This window comes from Paraburkholderia sp. AV2 (genome assembly GCF_054968425.1).
In genome coordinates this window covers 55948-72173 of sequence record NZ_JBANLK010000021.1, presented here as the reverse complement: position 1 = coordinate 72173, position 16226 = coordinate 55948, and the positions used below count along the sequence as shown (strand labels likewise).

14 protein-coding genes are annotated in these 16226 nt (G+C 67.2%); 4 read left to right on the top strand and 10 right to left on the bottom strand.

Annotated elements, in window-relative coordinates; all coding sequences use genetic code 11:
- Positions 1 to 70: 70 nt before the first annotated feature.
- From V8683_RS16415 to V8683_RS16405, 3 genes are read left to right on the top strand one after another with little or no spacing between them, the layout of a single operon-like run.
- Entirely contained in the window at positions 71 to 1222 is a 1152-nt protein-coding gene (locus V8683_RS16415; protein ID WP_411187022.1) for a Re/Si-specific NAD(P)(+) transhydrogenase subunit alpha, read from the top strand.
- Between the two features lie 19 nt (positions 1223 to 1241).
- Positions 1242 to 1571 (top strand): NAD(P) transhydrogenase subunit alpha part 2, encoded by a 330-nt coding sequence (locus V8683_RS16410; RefSeq protein WP_411187020.1) that lies wholly within the window; start codon positions 1242 to 1244, stop codon positions 1569 to 1571.
- A 14-nt stretch (positions 1572 to 1585) separates the two neighbouring features.
- A complete protein-coding gene (locus tag V8683_RS16405; RefSeq protein ID WP_411190443.1) occupies positions 1586 to 3040 on the top strand; it encodes an NAD(P)(+) transhydrogenase (Re/Si-specific) subunit beta in 1455 nt (484 codons plus the stop codon).
- Positions 3041 to 3143: 103 nt separating this feature from the next.
- Here V8683_RS16405 and V8683_RS16400 read toward each other — a convergent pair whose 3' ends face one another.
- The 8 genes from V8683_RS16400 to V8683_RS16365 form a co-directional block, all read right to left on the bottom strand.
- Positions 3144 to 3830 carry a helix-turn-helix transcriptional regulator gene (locus V8683_RS16400; RefSeq protein ID WP_411187019.1) on the bottom strand — a complete coding sequence of 229 codons (687 nt, stop codon included), beginning with the start codon at positions 3828 to 3830 and terminating at the stop codon, positions 3144 to 3146.
- A gap of 187 nt (positions 3831 to 4017) precedes the next feature.
- Positions 4018 to 4407 (bottom strand): VOC family protein, encoded by a 390-nt coding sequence (locus V8683_RS16395; protein ID WP_411187018.1) that lies wholly within the window; start codon positions 4405 to 4407, stop codon positions 4018 to 4020.
- 216 nt (positions 4408 to 4623) lie between these two features.
- Positions 4624 to 5940, bottom strand: a complete 1317-nt coding sequence (locus tag V8683_RS16390; RefSeq protein ID WP_411187017.1) for a THUMP domain-containing class I SAM-dependent RNA methyltransferase — start codon at positions 5938 to 5940, stop codon at positions 4624 to 4626.
- Between the two features lie 75 nt (positions 5941 to 6015).
- Positions 6016 to 8235, bottom strand: a complete 2220-nt coding sequence (locus tag V8683_RS16385) for a site-specific recombinase (protein WP_411187016.1) — start codon at positions 8233 to 8235, stop codon at positions 6016 to 6018.
- Positions 8236 to 8307: 72 nt separating this feature from the next.
- Positions 8308 to 8955, bottom strand: a complete 648-nt coding sequence (locus tag V8683_RS16380; protein ID WP_411190442.1) for a PqiC family protein — start codon at positions 8953 to 8955, stop codon at positions 8308 to 8310.
- Positions 8956 to 9080: 125 nt separating this feature from the next.
- On the bottom strand, positions 9081 to 10718 hold the full coding sequence (locus V8683_RS16375) for a PqiB family protein (protein ID WP_411187014.1): 1638 nt from the start codon (positions 10716 to 10718) through the stop codon (positions 9081 to 9083).
- On the bottom strand, positions 10711 to 11373 hold the full coding sequence (locus V8683_RS16370; protein ID WP_411187012.1) for a paraquat-inducible protein A: 663 nt from the start codon (positions 11371 to 11373) through the stop codon (positions 10711 to 10713). The genes V8683_RS16375 and V8683_RS16370 overlap by 8 nt, the downstream gene beginning before the upstream one ends.
- A gap of 10 nt (positions 11374 to 11383) precedes the next feature.
- Positions 11384 to 12175 carry a paraquat-inducible protein A gene (locus V8683_RS16365; RefSeq protein WP_411187011.1) on the bottom strand — a complete coding sequence of 264 codons (792 nt, stop codon included), beginning with the start codon at positions 12173 to 12175 and terminating at the stop codon, positions 11384 to 11386.
- Between the two features lie 222 nt (positions 12176 to 12397).
- Between V8683_RS16365 and V8683_RS16360 the strand changes: the two genes are divergently transcribed.
- The gene (locus V8683_RS16360; RefSeq protein ID WP_411190441.1) at positions 12398 to 12976 is read left to right on the top strand and encodes a YceI family protein; all 579 of its coding nucleotides are present in this window, start codon (positions 12398 to 12400) and stop codon (positions 12974 to 12976) included.
- A 120-nt stretch (positions 12977 to 13096) separates the two neighbouring features.
- On the opposite strand, the gene secF is transcribed toward V8683_RS16360, so the two are convergent.
- Together secF and secD are read right to left on the bottom strand one after the other, a co-directional pair.
- Positions 13097 to 14047 carry a protein translocase subunit SecF gene (gene secF, locus V8683_RS16355; RefSeq protein WP_411187010.1) on the bottom strand — a complete coding sequence of 317 codons (951 nt, stop codon included), beginning with the start codon at positions 14045 to 14047 and terminating at the stop codon, positions 13097 to 13099.
- A 17-nt stretch (positions 14048 to 14064) separates the two neighbouring features.
- On the bottom strand, positions 14065 to 16125 hold the full coding sequence (gene secD / locus V8683_RS16350) for a protein translocase subunit SecD (RefSeq protein WP_411187008.1): 2061 nt from the start codon (positions 16123 to 16125) through the stop codon (positions 14065 to 14067).
- Positions 16126 to 16226 lie beyond the last annotated feature (101 nt).

The following is a 16226-nucleotide window of genomic DNA, read 5'->3' as shown; positions in this document are numbered from 1 at the left end:
AATACTTGCCGGCGCACCTCGTCGGCCCCCCGAATCTTTACATAGCTGGAAGGTCGAGGAGGATTCAACGATGCATATCGGAGTACCCGCAGAGACGCGGGCAAACGAAAGCCGCGTGGCCGCGACGCCGGAGACAATCAAGAAGTACGTCGCCCAGGGCCACACCGTCACCGTGCAGAGCGGAGCGGGCGCCGGCGCAAGCTTTCCCGACGAAGCCTACAGCGGGGTTGGCGCGCAGATCGCCGATGCCGCCGCCGCGTTCGGCGCCGACCTCGTGCTCAAGGTTCAATCACCCACCGTCAGCGAGCTGCCGTTCATGAAACGCGGCGCCGTGCTCGTCGGCATGCTCGATCCCTTTAATGCGGAAAACGCACAAAAGCTTGCCGAGGCGGGACTGACTGCGTTCGCGCTCGAAGCTGCGCCACGTACCACGCGCGCGCAGAGTCTCGACGTGCTGTCGTCGCAAGCCAACATCGCCGGCTACAAGGCGGTGCTGGTGGCGTCGAACCTCTATCCGCGTTTCATGCCCATGCTCATGACCGCCGCCGGCACCGTGAAGGCCGCGCGCGTGCTGATTCTCGGCGCGGGCGTGGCGGGCCTGCAGGCGATTGCCACGGCGCGGCGCCTGGGGGCCGTGATCGAGGCCTCGGACGTGCGGCCCGCGGTCAAGGAGCAGATCGAGTCGCTGGGCGCGAAGTTTCTCGACGTGCCCTACGAAACCGATGAGGAGCGCGAAGCGGCGCAGGGGGTGGGCGGCTATGCGCGGCCCATGCCGCCGTCGTGGCTCGCGCGCCAGTCGGCGCTGGTCCACGAACGCGCGAAGCAGGCCGACATCGTGATCTCCACCGCGCTGATCCCGGGCCGCGATGCGCCCACGCTCTTGCCCGCCGAAACCGTGCAGGCGATGAAACCGGGCTCGGTGGTGATCGATCTCGCGGCAGGGCGCGGCCCGGTGGCCGATCCGGCGAGCGGGCGGCGCGGCGGCAACTGCCCGCTCACCGTCGCCGACCAGGTGGTCGCGCAGCACGGCGTGCAGATCTGCGGCTACACGAACCTCGCTTCGATGGTCGCCGCCGACGCTTCGTCGCTCTACGCGCGCAACCTGCTCGACTTCCTGAAGCTGATTCTCACGAAGGAAGGCACGCTCAACATCGACCTCGCGGACGACATCGTCGCGGCCACGCTGCTGGCCCGCGACGGGGCCGTGACGAAGAAGGCATGACGAGAAGGAGAACGAATCAATGGAAGTCATCAATCATACCGTCATCAACCTGATCATCTTCGTGCTGGCCGTGTACGTGGGCTATCACGTGGTCTGGAACGTCACGCCCGCGCTGCATACGCCGCTCATGGCCGTGACCAATGCGATTTCGGCGATCGTGATCGTCGGCGCGATGCTGGCCACGGGCCTGACCGTGGGCGGCGCGGGCAAGTTCTTCGGCACGTTTGCCGTGCTGCTTGCGTCCGTCAACGTGTTCGGGGGCTTCCTCGTGACAAGGCGCATGCTCGAGATGTTCCGCAAAAAAGAGCCGAAGAAGCTCCCGGCCTCCGGCAGCAAGGAGGGCGCATGATGGGGCTGAACTTCGTGAGCATGAACGTCGTTACGCTGCTTTATCTGGTGGCGTCGGTCTGCTTCATCCAGGCGCTCAAGGGGCTCTCGAACCCGAAGAGCGCGCGCGCCGGCAATGTGTTCGGCATGACCGGCATGGCCATCGCGATTCTCACCACGATCGCGATGATCGTGAAGGAGTCCGCGCAATTCGGCTCGAATCTGAGCCTGGGTCTCGCGCTGCTCTTTGCCGCGCTCGTGGTCGGCGGCGGGGTGGGCGCCTATGTCGCCGCGCGCGTCGAGATGACGAAGATGCCAGAGCTCGTCGCGGCCATGCACTCGCTGATCGGTCTCGCGGCCGTGTGCATCGCCTATGCGGTGGTCTCCGAACCGGCCGCGTTCGGGCTCGTGGCCGAGGATGCGCCTTATGCGGGCTTCCTGCCGTACGGCAACCGCATCGAGCTCTTCATCGGCACGTTCGTGGGCGCGATTACGTTCAGCGGGTCGGTGATCGCATTCGGCAAACTCTCGGGGAAGTACAAGTTCCGCCTGTTCCAGGGCGCGCCGGTGGTCTACGCGGGCCAGCATCTCATCAACCTGATGCTCGCGCTGGGCATGATCGGCTTCGGGATCCTGTTCTTCCTGACGCAATCGTGGCTGCCGTTCATCATCATGACGTTGATCGCGTTCGCGCTCGGGGTGCTCATCATCATTCCGATCGGCGGCGCGGACATGCCCGTCGTGGTCTCGATGCTGAACTCGTACTCGGGGTGGGCCGCGGCCGGCATCGGCTTCTCGCTGAACAACGCGATGCTGATCATTGCCGGGTCGCTCGTGGGCTCGTCGGGGGCGATTCTCTCGTACATCATGTGCCACGCGATGAACCGCTCGTTCTTCAACGTGCTGCTGGGCGGTTTCGGCGCCGAAGCGGGCGGGGCGGCGGCGGGCGGCGCGCAGGAGCAGCGCCCGGTGAAGTCGGGCTCGGCCGAGGATGCGTCGTTCATGCTCGGCAATGCGGAGAGCGTCGTGATCGTGCCGGGCTATGGCCTCGCGGTGGCGCGCGCGCAGCATGCGCTCAAGGAACTCACGGACAAGCTCGTCGAAAAAGGCGTGGACGTGCGTTACGCGATCCACCCGGTGGCGGGCCGCATGCCGGGCCACATGAACGTGTTGCTGGCGGAAGCCGAGGTGCCCTACGACATGGTGTTCGAGATGGAGGACATCAACAACGAGTTCGGCCAGACCGACGTGGTGCTGGTGCTGGGCGCGAACGACGTGGTGAATCCGGCGGCGAAGAACGATCCGAAGTCGCCGATTGCGGGCATGCCGATCATCGAGGCGTACAAGGCGCGCACAGTCATCGTGAACAAGCGGTCGATGGCGGCGGGGTACGCGGGGCTCGACAACGAACTCTTCTACATGGACAAGACGATGATGGTGTTCGGCGACGCGAAGAAGGTGATCGAGGATATGGTGAAAGCGGTGGAGTGACGGCCGCGTGTCCATCTGGACAAGCCATGCAAGGCGCGCAGCGATGCGCGCTTTTTTTGCGCTGAGCGAGGCGTATCGATGAGCGAGCCGCCGTGTGCCGCGACTAGCGTGAGGGCGCCTTCACACGGCGCATATAGTCGGCGAGCCGGCGGCCGCTGACATCGGGGAACGATTCGAGCACCTCGACCTTGTCCATGCGCGCGATGTCGAAGTTGCGGAAGTCTTCGCGCAGTTCACACCACGCACCCACCGTCCAGCGCGCGCCCCAATAGACGAGCCCGAGCGGCCACACGCGCCGCTCCGTATGGGCGCCGAGCCGGTCGCAGTAGGCGAAGCGCACGACGAGCCGCGTATCGACGGCGCGATGCAGCGCGTCCACTTTCTCGGAGAACGCCCGGTCGACGTGAAACGACGGCACGAACACGGCGAGGCGCTCCAGAACCACCCGCTTGTCCGCGGGCATGGCGGCCGCGATCTTGGCGAGCGAACTGCGCGCCCCGCCCGCGAGCGCGGCACCGCCCCACGATTCGGCCATACGGGCGCCCACCGCGAGCGCCGTGAGCTCGTCGGCGGTGAAGGAGAGCGGGGGCAGGCTCGCACTGCGCGCGAGCCGGTAGCCGATACCCGCCTCACCCTCGATCGGCACGCCAGACAGTTGCAGGTCGCGCACATCCCGATAGACCGTGCGCGGCGACACCTCCAGCCATTCGGCAAGCTGCTGTGCCGTGGTGAGGCGCCGGCCGCGCAACAGCTCGGCAATGCGAAAGAGGCGGTCTGCGCGACGTGACATAGGCAAAAGCGCGTTGGGGGGCAACGAAGTATCGGCGAGAGGGCGGCCGTCTGGCTGGGAGCGGCCGCTGCCGCGATGATAGCGCTGCTCGCGTGAGGGCCGGCGGCCGTGGGCAATGCCCGCAAAGGCGGGCGGGAGCGAGGCCGTTCGTTCGCAAGCCGGCTGCGCCTCCCGCGTGACTCGTGCCTCAGGCGAGCTTTGCCGCGTGCAGCCCTACGCGGTTGCCTTCGGTATCGAGGAAGAAGCCGATGTACCCATAGTTGTTCGGCAACTCGAGCGCCGGGCCCTGCTTCTTGCCGCCGGCCTTCTCGACGCGGTCGAGCACGGCCGTCACGGAAGGCTGTGCGTTCAGGTACACGAGCACGCCTTTCGAATCCGGCTTCAAGTCCTGCGGATTGAAGACGATGCAGCCGCCGGTTTCGGCCTCGTTGTGCGCGAACAGCGCCACCGGCACGCCGCCGAACACTTCGCGCTGCAGCGACGTATCGAGCGCCGTTTCATAGAAGCGGGCGGCGCGCTCCAGATCGTGCGCGGGAATTTCAAACCACGAGATGACACGGGATGCTTCGGTCGACATGATGCGCTCCTCGGATGCGGACTACTGACGGTGGGCAGTGCGGAATCGCCGGATGGCGTAAGGGAAGTGTGCCTGGCTGCTGCTGACAACGTACTGTCAGCAGCGATCGGCGACGATCCGGGAGGCAGGGGTTATTTCTGGAGTGCGAAAATTTTCCGCATGCTGCGCCGGGCACCCCGTGGGGCCCGTTCATAGCACGCGGGCGCTACCGTTCGCTCAGGCGTTGTCGTTCGTCTGCGCACCGCCGTTCGCGGGCCGCTGGCGCACGCTGCCCGCGATCAGGTCGAAGCGGAACAGCCGGCATTCGAGCGCGCCGTTGAAGAGTGGCGTCTTCGCGGATTCGCGCAGTCGCAGTTGCCCCGGCAGCTTGCGGTCCGAAGTCAGCACGAAGGCGCGCCAGCCCGTGAAGCGCTGCTTGAGCGCGTCGCCCAGCGCCTGGAAGAACTCGCTGTCGGGCGCATCGGTCTCGGCACGGCGGAAACCTTCGCCACCGTCGTCGTCCCGGTCGTCGCGCATCGAGCGCGCGGTCGGCCGCGCCTCGCCCCGCGCGTTGCGGCCGCGCACTTCGATCCGCTCGCCGTATGGCGGGTTCGCCACGAGAATGCCGGGCGCGTCGGCGGGCGGCGTCATGTTGCGCGCGTCGATCTGCTTGAGCGGCACGCTGCCGAGCCCGGCGCGCGCGAAGTTGGCGCGCGCTTTCTCCAGCATCACGTCCGAAATGTCGCTGCCGTAAATTTCCAGCTCGCGCGGGCGGCTTTGCGCCGTGTTGCGTGCGGTGTTCGCCTCGCTCTTCAGGTGGCGCCAGGCGGCCGAATCGAACTGCTTGAGACGCTCGAAGCCGAAGCTGCGTTCGAGTCCGGGCGCGATGTCGAGCGCCACCTGCGCCGCTTCGGCGAGGAAGGTGCCGCTGCCGCACATCGGGTCATAGAGCGGCGTGCCGGGCGTCCAGCCGGTCAGGCGCAGGATGCCGGCGGCGAGATTCTCGCGCAGCGGCGCCGCACCCTTGTCGAGGCGCCAGCCGCGCTTGAAGAGCGGCTCGCCCGAGGTGTCCAGATAGAGCGTGCACTCGCCGGCCGTGAGGAACGCGAAGACGCGCACGTCGGGATACGCGGTGTCGATGCTCGGACGCGCGCCGGCCTTCGCGCGCATGCGGTCGCAAATCGCGTCCTTCACGCGCAGCGTCGCGAATTCGAGGCTGCGCAGCGGCGACTTGATCGCCGTGATGTCGACGCGCAGCGTGTCGTTCGCCGTGAACCACTGCTCCCAGCGCTGTCCGGCGGCGAGCGTGTAGATATCCTGCTCGCTGCGGTACGGGCCCTGGTCGATCTTCAGGAGCACGCGGCTTGCGATGCGCGAGTGCAGGTTCGCGGCCATGCCGCCGGCCCAGTTGCCGCGGAAATGCACGCCGCCGGGCACCTCGGCGCCCACCGTGAGCGCGCCGGGCGGCAGGCGCCGCGTGGCGGTTTCGGCCAGTTCGGCGGCGAGCGCGGCTTCGAGGCCGCGCGGGCAGGGAGCAAAGAATTCGAAAGACATGAGGGGAAGGGACGCTGCGGGGAAGGCGCTATTGTACGCGGGTTGCGAGGGTGGCCCGTCCCGGTGGCCGCTTCACTACCTGCTTGAATGCCCCCCGGCTTCGTCCGTGTTCTGCGACGCGCGCATCGGCCACACCAGATCGGCCGGATGTCGCGTGATACGCCGCCAGATCGCGCGCATGATCGGGCGCACGTCCTTGCGTCCGAGGTCGCGCGAACGCAGCGCCATCTGCAGCGCAAATGCGAAGCTGACTGTCACGTTCAGCACCGCCATGCTGGCCACGCCCGCGACGGCCCACCAGAGCTCGCCGGACTTGAGCGTGGCGGTGCCGAGCACGCCCATCGCGACGCCGATCGACCCCGCCGAAAGCGTCACGTGCCGCACCTCGAAATGGAACGCCATCGCCGAGACGACCGCCGGCACAATCCCGAGCATGAGCCCGAGGACGACATTGCCCCACACGCCCGCCACGTTGACGCGGCAAAAATGCGCGAAACGCGCGGCACCCGTGGTGCCGAGCGTCATGCGCAGGCGCCGGTTCCAGGCGAGCGCGTCTTCCACGCGATGCAGGACGAACCAGTTGTCGGCCCAGCCGGAGAACACGCTCGACGCCCACAGCAGCACGCCGGTCAGCGCCGCGTAAAACGGTGTCGGGCCGACGAGCGAGAACGACTGGAGCGTCGCGTGCGCCTTTGCCGGGGAGATCAGGTTGGCGTGGAACAGCCACCCGCACACGAGCTGGATCGCGAGGCAGGCGGGGAACACGAGCAGCACGTTGCCGAGCACGGCCGCCGCCTGGGTGCGGATCAGCGCCACCACCGACGAGACGAAGCGCGTCCGCCCGGCCGGCTCGTCGGCGCCGTCGAGTTCGCGGGCGAGCGTCGGGGCCGTCATGGCGGGCTGCTTGGTGGCGAGCGAGAAGTGGCAGAAGTGCATGACGAGGAAGCTCACCGCGTAGTTGAGCCCCGCGAACACGCCCTCGATCATCGAAGGCAGATGCGCGCCCGTGATGCCGAACTTCACGTACACCGTCACCGCCGTCACGAGCCCGCCGCCGGCGGCCATGCGTAGCATCGTCAGGTATTCGGCACGGTCGCGGGCGATGTAGTGCTCGCCGGTGTCGGCGGAGAGCTCGACTACCTTGCGCGAGAGCAGCGCGAAGTTGCTGCGCAGCAGGTGCGCCACGCTCTGGCTTGCCTGGTTCGCCTTCACGAGGTCCGCGATGAGGCGTGCCTGCACGCGCAGATCGTCGGAAGCCATCCACGCATCGAGCAGCCGCTCCGCGCGCTGCACCCGCATGCGCATGCGCTCGACCTGGAACACCGTATCGACGCGCACGCCGTTGCGGTAGAGGTGGGCGAAGACGTCGTCGGTGGCCTCGCGGCAGCCATCCAGCAGAACGCGCAGCCACGTCACTTCCTGCAGCAGCCGGCCGGGCTCGCCCGCGTCGCGCGCGTTCTCGACGGCGAGCATCGCGCGCGTAAGGCGGAAGAACGGCAGACGTTCGACGGCTACGCGGGCGTCGTCGTCCGACAGGCGGCTGCGCACTGTCGGTGAAAGTCCGGTCGAGCTGATCTGACAGGTGAGGTTATGGAGCGCCGTTAGCAGACCCACGGAAAAATCGCTCGGGCGCAGGTCTGATCCTGCGCTGGCAGTCGAGTCCGGCGCGCCGTCCGCAGGCGCTGCGATACGGGTCTCGCCGGCGGCGGCGAGCGATTCTTCCGCAGCCTGCTCTTGCGGCTCGGCGATCAGCGTCTGCAGGCGGCTCAGCAGATCGAGCGGCAGCGTGGCGATCCATTCGGGATCGTGCGCGGCCGGAAACATCAGCGCGACGAGCGCCGCGAGGTCGCGGCGATTCGGCGCGGGTGGAATCAGCTGCGCCTGGATGCGCTCCAGGAGCGAACCGACCAGACCCGAATGTACCGGCATGCCGGCGTCGCACAGGAGCGAAATGCTGTCGGTCTCGCGCAGCAGCTCGCGCACCATCGCGCCGACGTTCGCTTTCCACGCCGGATTGCGGTCGAGCACGTGCAGCAGGTAGCGCACGCGCGCGTGCTCCGGCGGAGCGCGGTGCGGCGTGCCGGGCGCGGCGTCGGCGGCGTCCGCGGCGCTCGCCATGGCGTCGAGCTTGCCGCCGCGGTGGATCCAGTGCGCGAGCTCGATCAGCCAGTCGCTGCGCTCCGCGTAGGGGGCGTCGGCGTCGGCGTCGGCGACCGCGAGCAGCGCGTCGAGTTGATGGCCGGCGCTGCGCGAGGCGCGCCATTTTTTCCAGAGGGTCTTGAACGTGCGGAACATGGAGGATGAACTGGTGCGCCGGCCCCGCACGGCGGGCGCAGGGCGGCGCCGCGCGGGGCCTGGCGCAGAGGGTCAGCCGGCGCCGGCGTCCGTTGCTGCGGACGGGCACGGAATGCCGGTCGCCGGCGTGGGACGATAGTCGGACTTTTTGCCGCCGCCCGCTGACGCGACAGGCCGCGGCGCGGCCGCGACCGCCCGCACGCCGCTCGAAATCGCCGTCGAAAGCGCCTCGACCGCGCGCCGGTGCCCGGCAACGAGCGCGTCGTAGCCGGTACCAACCGGTTCGTCGAACACGCTGCGGCAGGTCATGACCGTTTGCGTGGCGAGCGAGCGCACGCTCCAGACGGCGTCGATGAGCGCATGCGAGTCGGGCCACGACTCGAAGCGCTGTACCCTCACGCTCACGCGGTACACGGGCGCGCCGGCGGGGTACGGCGAGCCGTACACGTCGATGGTGCCGAGCTGCTGCGTGAGGTCGCCTGACAGCGCACGGCGGATCTCGTCGCCGGGCATCGACGACCAGCGCCGTTCTTCGAGCACCTTGACCTGACTGTCGCTCGTCTGCACGACGAGCTGTGCCTTGGCCACTTGCGGCGGCACGTCGATCGGCGGGAGCTCGATCAGCCAGGCCGGATTGGCGGCTGGCGTGGTGCGCGCGGCATCGCCGGTCGGGCTCAGCGTGTAGAACTGGCTGGGAGGCGACGCGCAGCCGGCCAGCATGGCTGCCGTAGCGGCGAGCGCCAGTGCGGCCCGGCGAGCGCCAGGCACGGCGCGCGCGGGGTGGCCGGCGGGTTGGCCGGCGGGGTCGCCAGCCGCGGCGGCGCGCTTGAGAAGCCGGTCGACCGTCATGGGTTATCTCCTGATTTGCCGCGCAAGAGCGATTCGGGGTGGCGTTCCAGATAATCGGACAGCGCGTTGAGCGACTGCAGCGTGCGTGTCAACTGCTGCATCGCCTCATGCACGTCCGATTGCAGCGGCGAATCCTGCTGCAGGGTCGACTGGGCGGCGGCGAAGGTCTTCTGGGCTTCGTCGAGCGTGCCGCGCATCTGCGGCAGGATCTCGTTGTTGACCTGGGCAAAGAGCTGGTTCGCGCTCTTGAGCGAGTCGTTCAGATTCGTGCCGATCTGGTCGAACGGAATCTTGTCGAGCTTCTTCGCAATGTCGGCCACCTGCAGCTGCAGTTCTTCGAGCGAGTTCGGGATGGTGGGCAGCTCGATCGGGTCGCGGTCGACATTCGCCGTGGCGGGCGGGGCCTTCGGGAAGATGTCGAGCGCCACGTAAAGCTGACCCGTGAGCAGATTGCCCGTGCGCAACTGGCCGCGCAGTCCGCGCTGCACGAGACGCGTGAGCAGCTCGCGGCCCTCGGGCGTATGCGGCGCCGGGCTATCGCCATGTATGCGACGCGAGAGGCGCATCGGATACAGGTCGATCGTGACCGGCATCGCGAAATTGTGCTCCTTCGGGTCGTATTCGATGCCGATATCGGTGACCTGGCCCAGCACGATGCCGCGGAAGTCCACTGCCGCGCCCACCGAAAGGCCGCGCAGCGACTGGTTGAAGTACATGACGACGCGTACCGGCGTGCCGTCGGGCTCGCGCATGGCATCGGATTCGTTGTCGGCGAGGGTGAAGGTGGCGTTTTCGGGGGCTTGCGGGCCCATCGCCTTACCCGGCGGCGCCTGGAACGCCAGCCCGCCCACCACGATGGTCGCGAGCGACTGCGTGTCCACCTTGATGCCGCTGGAATCGAGCTGCACGTTCACGCCGCTCGCGTGCCACCAGCGCGTGTTGGTGCCGACGTACTGGTCGTACGGCGCGCTGACGAACACCTGCACGGTGACGCCCGTGCCGTCCTGATCGAGCGAGTAGCCCGTCACCTGGCCCACCTGGATGCGCCGGAAGAAGATGGGCGTACCGATGTCGAGCGAGCCGAGCGTGTCGCTGTGCAGCGTGTAGCGGTGGCCTTTCTCGTCGATCGTGACGGCAGGCGGCGCTTCGAGCCCGACGAAGTCGCTGGCCGTCTCCTTCGAGCGCCCCGCGTCGGCGCCGATATAGGAGCCCGAAAGCAGCGTGGAGAGTCCCGACACGCCGCTTGCGCCAATGCGCGGGCGCACCACCCAGAAGCGGCTGTCTTTCACGGCGAACGCTTCGGCGTCCTTGGTCAGCTCGATGGTGGCCAGCACGTGCGAGAGGTTCGGCGCGAGCTTGACGGCGCGCACGGAACCGATGTCGACGTCCTTGTACTTCACCTTGGTCTTGCCGGGCTCGAGGCCTTCGGCGCTCGCGAAGCTGACCGTAATGGTGGGACCGCGCGTGGCCACGGATTTCACCACGAGCGCGACGCCGATCAGCGCGGCGACGAGCGGCACGATCCAGACGAGCGAGGGCAGCCAGCGCTTCGGCTTGACGATCTCGGGCTCGGGCAGCTCGGGCGGGAGCGGGCCGCCCGCGGAAGGCGGGTTCGGTCCTTTCGGGTTATTCATGGGGGCGATCCTGAGAGTATTGCGTTGGCTTCTGTTTATCGTCGTCCACGGGGTCCCAGATCAGACGCGGGTCGAACTGCATCGACGCCAGCATGGTCAGGATCACGACCGAGCCGAATGCGATCGCACCGGGGCGCGCCGTGATCACGGCCAGCGACTGGAAGCGTACCAGCGCAACCGTCAGCGTGACCACGAAGATGTCCAGCATCGACCAGCGGCCGATGAACTCGACGATCCGGTAGAGCTTCGAGCGCTCGACGGGGCGCCAGGTCGAACGGCGCCCTGCCGTGAAGGCGAGCAGGGCGAGGACGAAGAGCTTCAGCATCGGCACGAGTATGCTGGCGATGAACACGATCACCGCGAGCGGCCACGAGCCCGAGGTCCAGAAGTACACGATGCCGCTCATGATCGTGTCGTCCTCGTCGCCGACGAGGGAGGCCGTGTGCATGACCGGCAGCAGGTTGGCCGGGATGTAGAGCACCGCCGCGGCGATGAGCAGCGCCCAGGTGCGCGAGAGACTGTCCGGATGGCGCTCGTGCAGCCGTGCGTTGCAGCGCGCGCAGCGCGGGTGCGCGGCCGAACGCACGTGCGGCTGCACGTGCCCGCAGGAGTGGCAAGAGACTAAGCCGGCCTCCGTAGCGGTCACATATTTCATTGCGGACCCCTTAGTGTGGAGACGAGCCCGAAGGCTTCGGATTGGCGCGCGGCTTGGGCGCGGACGGATCGTGGATGTCGGGATCGGCGAGCTGGCCTGGGCCGGGCGGCGCGGCCGCATGGCCCACACCGTCGCCGGGCGCCGGCGCGCGCGCCTTCTGCCCCCTGCCGGTCCGTGTGCCGGCGTGCCGGCTCCGCTCGCGCAGCGCGTCGGCGATGTCCCAGAGCGTTCGGGCGTCGAAGGTCACGACGACGGTGAACATGAGCGTCAGCGCACCGAACGCGAAAAGCGCCGTTTCGGGAATCACGCGCGCGAGACTCACCATCTTCACGATCGTAATCAGGACTCCGAGCATGAATACTTCGAGCATGCCCCAGGGGCGCACGAACTCGATCGCGCGCAGGACCCGGTTGAACCCCGGTGGAATGAAACCGCGCCGGATAGGCAGCAGCACGTAGAGCAGGGCGACGAGTTCGGTGAGCGGAAAAAGGATCGTGGCGCAGAACACCATGACCGCGATGATCTGCATGTCCTCGCCCCACAGGACGATCAGTGCGCCGAACAGGCTCGATTCCGACACAATGCCGTTCGCATCGAGCTCGATGATAGGAAACGATTGGGCGATGACGAACGTGATGAGCGCGGCGAGCGTCATCGCGCAGATGCGGTCGAGCTGCGCCGCCCCGCTGTTGTAGAGGAGCGCGCCACAGCGCGAGCAGCGGGCGGTTTGCCGGCCGAGCAGTTGGGGCTTGCGGTAGAGCGCGTCGCATTCGTGACACGCGATCAGTGAGTCCTGGGCCATACGGGCAGATGACGCAAAACGACGTGAACGGGGACGGGCAACGCTGCCGCGTGCGACCGGGGAAACACGACGGCTGTGCGCCATGTTACCAAACGCGGGCCGGCGCTGCGGTATCTTGTGACCTTCTTGCATCCAGTTTGCGCCGCTCGCTGACCAGGCTCCTGGTGGCGCGGCGGAGCGCTTGATCTTTACCCAGCCGTCAAGGAGACATTTGTGAATACGATGCTACGCGTGACCGTAGGGGCTGTTGCCGTATGCGCGGTGTCGCTGGCCGCCCCGGCCATGGCCGCCGACACCTATCAGCTCGATCCGAACCACACCTACCCGAGCTTCGAGGCCGACCATTTCGGCGGACTCTCGGTCTGGCGCGGCAAGTTCACGAAGACCACGGGCACGGTCACGCTGGACCGCGCCGCGAAGACCGGTACCGTGGACGTCACGATCGATCCGGCCTCGGTGCAGACCGGCAATCCGGAGCTGGACAAGCACGTCGCCGGGCCGGAATTCCTCGATGCCGCGAAATACCCCACGGCGACCTACAAGGGCACGCAGATCGTTTTCGACGGCGACACGCCGAAAGAGGTGATCGGCACGTTCACGCTGCACGGCGTGACCCGGCCGCTCAAGCTCGAGATCGAGTCGTTCAAGTGCATGCAGCATCCCATGCTCAAGCGCGAGGTGTGCGGCGTGGAAGCCGAGGCCGAATTCAACCGCGACGATTATGGCGTGGACTTCGGCAAGCAATACGGATTCAAGATGGCGACGAAGCTGCACATCCAGGCCGAGGGCATCAAGCAGTAACGGGCGCTGTCCTCATCGGAAGGCGACGCCGGGGCTGGGGCGAAAAAAAAGCCGGTTCGCGTGAGAACCGGCTTTTCACATGCTGCGCTTGCGAACCTTCGCGGGAAGCGGGGAACAGGTTCAGACCTGCGCCCCGGCGTTCGGATCGTTCGGATCGTACTTTTCCTTCTTGTCCTTCAAGAGGTCTTCGCGCTTCACGCCGAGCCACATGGCGAGCGCCGCCGCGACGAACACCGACGAGTAGATGCCGAACAGGATGCCCACTGTCAGCGCGAGCGCGAAGTAGTGCAGCGTCGGACCACCGAGGAAGAACATCGACAGCACCATCATTTCCGTACAGCCGTGGGTGATGATGGTTCGCGACATCGTGCTCGTGATGGCGTGGTTGATCACCTCCACCACGGTCATCTTGCGCTCGCGCCGGAAGGTCTCGCGAATCCGGTCGAAGATCACGACCGATTCGTTCACCGAATAGCCGAGCACCGCGAGCACCGCCGCGAGCACGGAAAGCGAGAACTCCCACTGGAAGAACGCGAAGAAGCCGAGAATGATCACGACGTCATGCAGGTTCGCGATCACGCCGGCCACGGCGTACTTCCACTCGAAGCGGAACGACAGGTAGATGACGATGCCCACCACCACGCAGGCGAGCGCAAGCAGCCCGTCGGTGGCGAGTTCCTTGCCCACCTGCGGGCCCACGAACTCGACGCGCTGCAGCTGGACTTGCGGGCTGTCGGCCTTGAGCGTGGCCATCACCTGGTCGCTCTGCTGGGCCGAGGAGAGCCCCTGCTTGAGCGGCAGGCGGATCAGCACGTCGCGCGAGGTGCCGAAGTTCTGCACCTGGGCGTCGCCGTAGCCGATCTTCCCGAGCGAGTCGCGCACCGGCTGGAGGTCGAGCGCCTGCGGATACCGCACTTCGATGACCGTGCCGCCCGTGAACTCGATCGACAGATGCAGACCGCGGTGCACGAGGAAGAACACGGCCGCGATGAAGGTGATGAACGAGATCGCGTTGAAAATCAACGCGCGCTTCATGAACGGGATGTCTTTGCGGATGCGGAAAAATTCCATGATTCCTGTCCTCCGTATCAGCGGGACGAACCGGGGTTGCCCGGTCCGCTCGATCCGTTTCTGCGGCGCACGACCGGCTTGGCGCGCGCGGCGCCCTTGCTGGCCTTCGCCGCGCTTTTTTCCATTTCACGCGGCCTCGCCGTGCCGCTGGCCGCCGTGATGGCGCGGCCCGTGTCGGTGCCCATGTCGCCCTGGCTGAGCGCCGGGGCGCCCGCCATTTCCGGCGCTGGACGCCACACCTGGCCCACGGCCAGCGACTTGAGCTTCTTCTTGCCGCCGTACCAGAGGTTCACGAGGCCGCGCGAGAAGAACACGGCCGAGAACATCGAGGTGAGGATGCCGATACAGTGCACCATCGCGAAGCCGCGGACCGGGCCCGAACCGAACGCGAGCAGCGCGAGACCGGCGATGAGCGTGGTCACGTTCGAGTCGAGAATGGTGGCCCAGGCGTGCGCGTAGCCGTTCTGGATCGCAAGCTGCGGCGGCGCGCCGTTGCGCAGTTCCTCGCGCACGCGCTCGTTGATCAGCACGTTGGCGTCGATCGCCATACCGAGCGCGAGCGCGATAGCCGCGATGCCGGGCAGCGTGAGCGTGGCCTGCAGCATCGAGAGCACGGCGATCAGCAGCAGCAGGTTCACCGAAAGGCCGATCATGGAAATCAGGCCGAACAGCATGTAGTAGGCGATCATGAACACGGCGATCGCGGCGAAGCCGTAGAGCACCGAGTCGAAGCCCTTCTGGATGTTCTCGGCGCCCAGGCTCGGGCCGACCGAGCGTTCCTCGATGATGTCCATCGGCGCGGCGAGCGAGCCTGCGCGCAGCAGCAGCGCGAGGTCGGCGGCGGCCTGCGGCGTGGGCTGACCGGTGATCTGGAAGCGGTCGCCCAGTTCCGACTGGATCGTCGCGACCGTCAGCACCTCGCCCTTGCCCTTCTCGAACAGCACCATCGCCATCGGCTTGCCGATGTTGTCGCGCGAGACGCTGGCCACGGCGCGGCCGCCCGCCGAGTCGAGGCGGAGGTTGACCGACGGGCGGTTATGCTCGTCGAAGCCGGCCGACGCGTCGATGATGCGGTCGCCGGTGAAGATCACCTGCTTCTTGAGCCACACGGGCGCCTGGTTGCCCTGCGTGAACAGCTCGTCGCCCGGCGGCACCGGCGCACCCGGGTCCGGATGCAGGCCGAGCGGGTCGGCGAGGCGCGCTTCGAGCGTGGCCGTGCGGCCGATGATGTCCTTCGCCTTCGCGGTGTCCTGCACGCCCGGCAGTTCGACCACGATGCGGTCGTCGCCTTGCTGCTGGATCACGGGCTCGGACACGCCGAGTTCGTTCACGCGGTTGTGCAGCGTCTGGATATTCTGCTTGAGGGCCGCGTCCTGAACCGCCTTCTTCATGGCCGGCGAGAACGTGCCCACGAGCTGCACGCCGCCTTCCGGCGCGTTTTGCGTGGCCCACTGGAGTTCGCTCACGCCGGTGGCGAGTGCCTTCTGCGCGTCGGCGGCCACCGACGGATCGGCGAAGTCGATCACGACCGACTGGTCGACGCGGTTCACGCCGCCGTCGCGAATGTACTTGTCGCGCAGGAGCGTGCGGGCGTCGGAAGCGTCGGAGTCGAGCTTCTTGTTCAGCGCGCCGTTCATGTCGACCTGGAGCAGGAAGTGCACGCCGCCGCGCAGATCGAGGCCGAGGTACATCGGCAGCGCGTGCAGCGCCGTCAGCCAGTGCGGCGAGGCGCTCTGCAGGTTCAGGGCGACGACGTAAAGCGGATCGGTCGGGTCGGGATTGAGCGCCTTCGTGAGCGCGTCTTTCAGGCGCAGCTGCGTGTCTCCGTTTGCGACGCGCACGCGGATGTTCGCGTTCATCGTCGAGTTGTCGAACGTGACGTCGTCGGCCTTGATGTTGTTCGCGGCGAGCGCGGCTTCGATCTGCGCGAGCGTGTCGCTGTCGAGCTTGACCGTGGCCTTGCCGCTCGACACCTGGACCGCGGGCGCTTCGCCGAAGAAATTGGGCAATGTGTACACGAGGCCGATGGCAAGCGCCACGACCATCACGACATATTTCCAGAGGGGATAACGGTTCATTGGTTGACCCAACGGGGGAGGGGAAGGGCCTTCGCGATGCGGGCGCGTCCGGCGGGGCCGCTTCTGCGGCGCGGTGCCGGACGCGTGGGGCCGCCTGACAG

Coding starts and splice junctions, on each gene's coding strand:
- V8683_RS16385 (WP_411187016.1), bottom strand. CDS start 8,235: ATGTTCCGCACGTTCAAGACCCTCTGGAAAAAATGGCGCGCCTCGCGC.
- V8683_RS16380 (WP_411190442.1), bottom strand. CDS start 8,955: ATGCTGGCCGGCTGCGCGTCGCCTCCCAGCCAGTTCTACACGCTGAGC.
- V8683_RS16415 (WP_411187022.1), top strand. CDS start 71: ATGCATATCGGAGTACCCGCAGAGACGCGGGCAAACGAAAGCCGCGTG.
- secD (WP_411187008.1), bottom strand. CDS start 16,125: ATGAACCGTTATCCCCTCTGGAAATATGTCGTGATGGTCGTGGCGCTT.
- V8683_RS16410 (WP_411187020.1), top strand. CDS start 1,242: ATGGAAGTCATCAATCATACCGTCATCAACCTGATCATCTTCGTGCTG.
- V8683_RS16370 (WP_411187012.1), bottom strand. CDS start 11,373: ATGAAATATGTGACCGCTACGGAGGCCGGCTTAGTCTCTTGCCACTCC.
- V8683_RS16360 (WP_411190441.1), top strand. CDS start 12,398: ATGCTACGCGTGACCGTAGGGGCTGTTGCCGTATGCGCGGTGTCGCTG.
- secF (WP_411187010.1), bottom strand. CDS start 14,047: ATGGAATTTTTCCGCATCCGCAAAGACATCCCGTTCATGAAGCGCGCG.
- V8683_RS16390 (WP_411187017.1), bottom strand. CDS start 5,940: ATGTCTTTCGAATTCTTTGCTCCCTGCCCGCGCGGCCTCGAAGCCGCG.
- V8683_RS16400 (WP_411187019.1), bottom strand. CDS start 3,830: ATGTCACGTCGCGCAGACCGCCTCTTTCGCATTGCCGAGCTGTTGCGC.
- V8683_RS16395 (WP_411187018.1), bottom strand. CDS start 4,407: ATGTCGACCGAAGCATCCCGTGTCATCTCGTGGTTTGAAATTCCCGCG.
- V8683_RS16365 (WP_411187011.1), bottom strand. CDS start 12,175: ATGGCCCAGGACTCACTGATCGCGTGTCACGAATGCGACGCGCTCTAC.
- V8683_RS16375 (WP_411187014.1), bottom strand. CDS start 10,718: ATGAATAACCCGAAAGGACCGAACCCGCCTTCCGCGGGCGGCCCGCTC.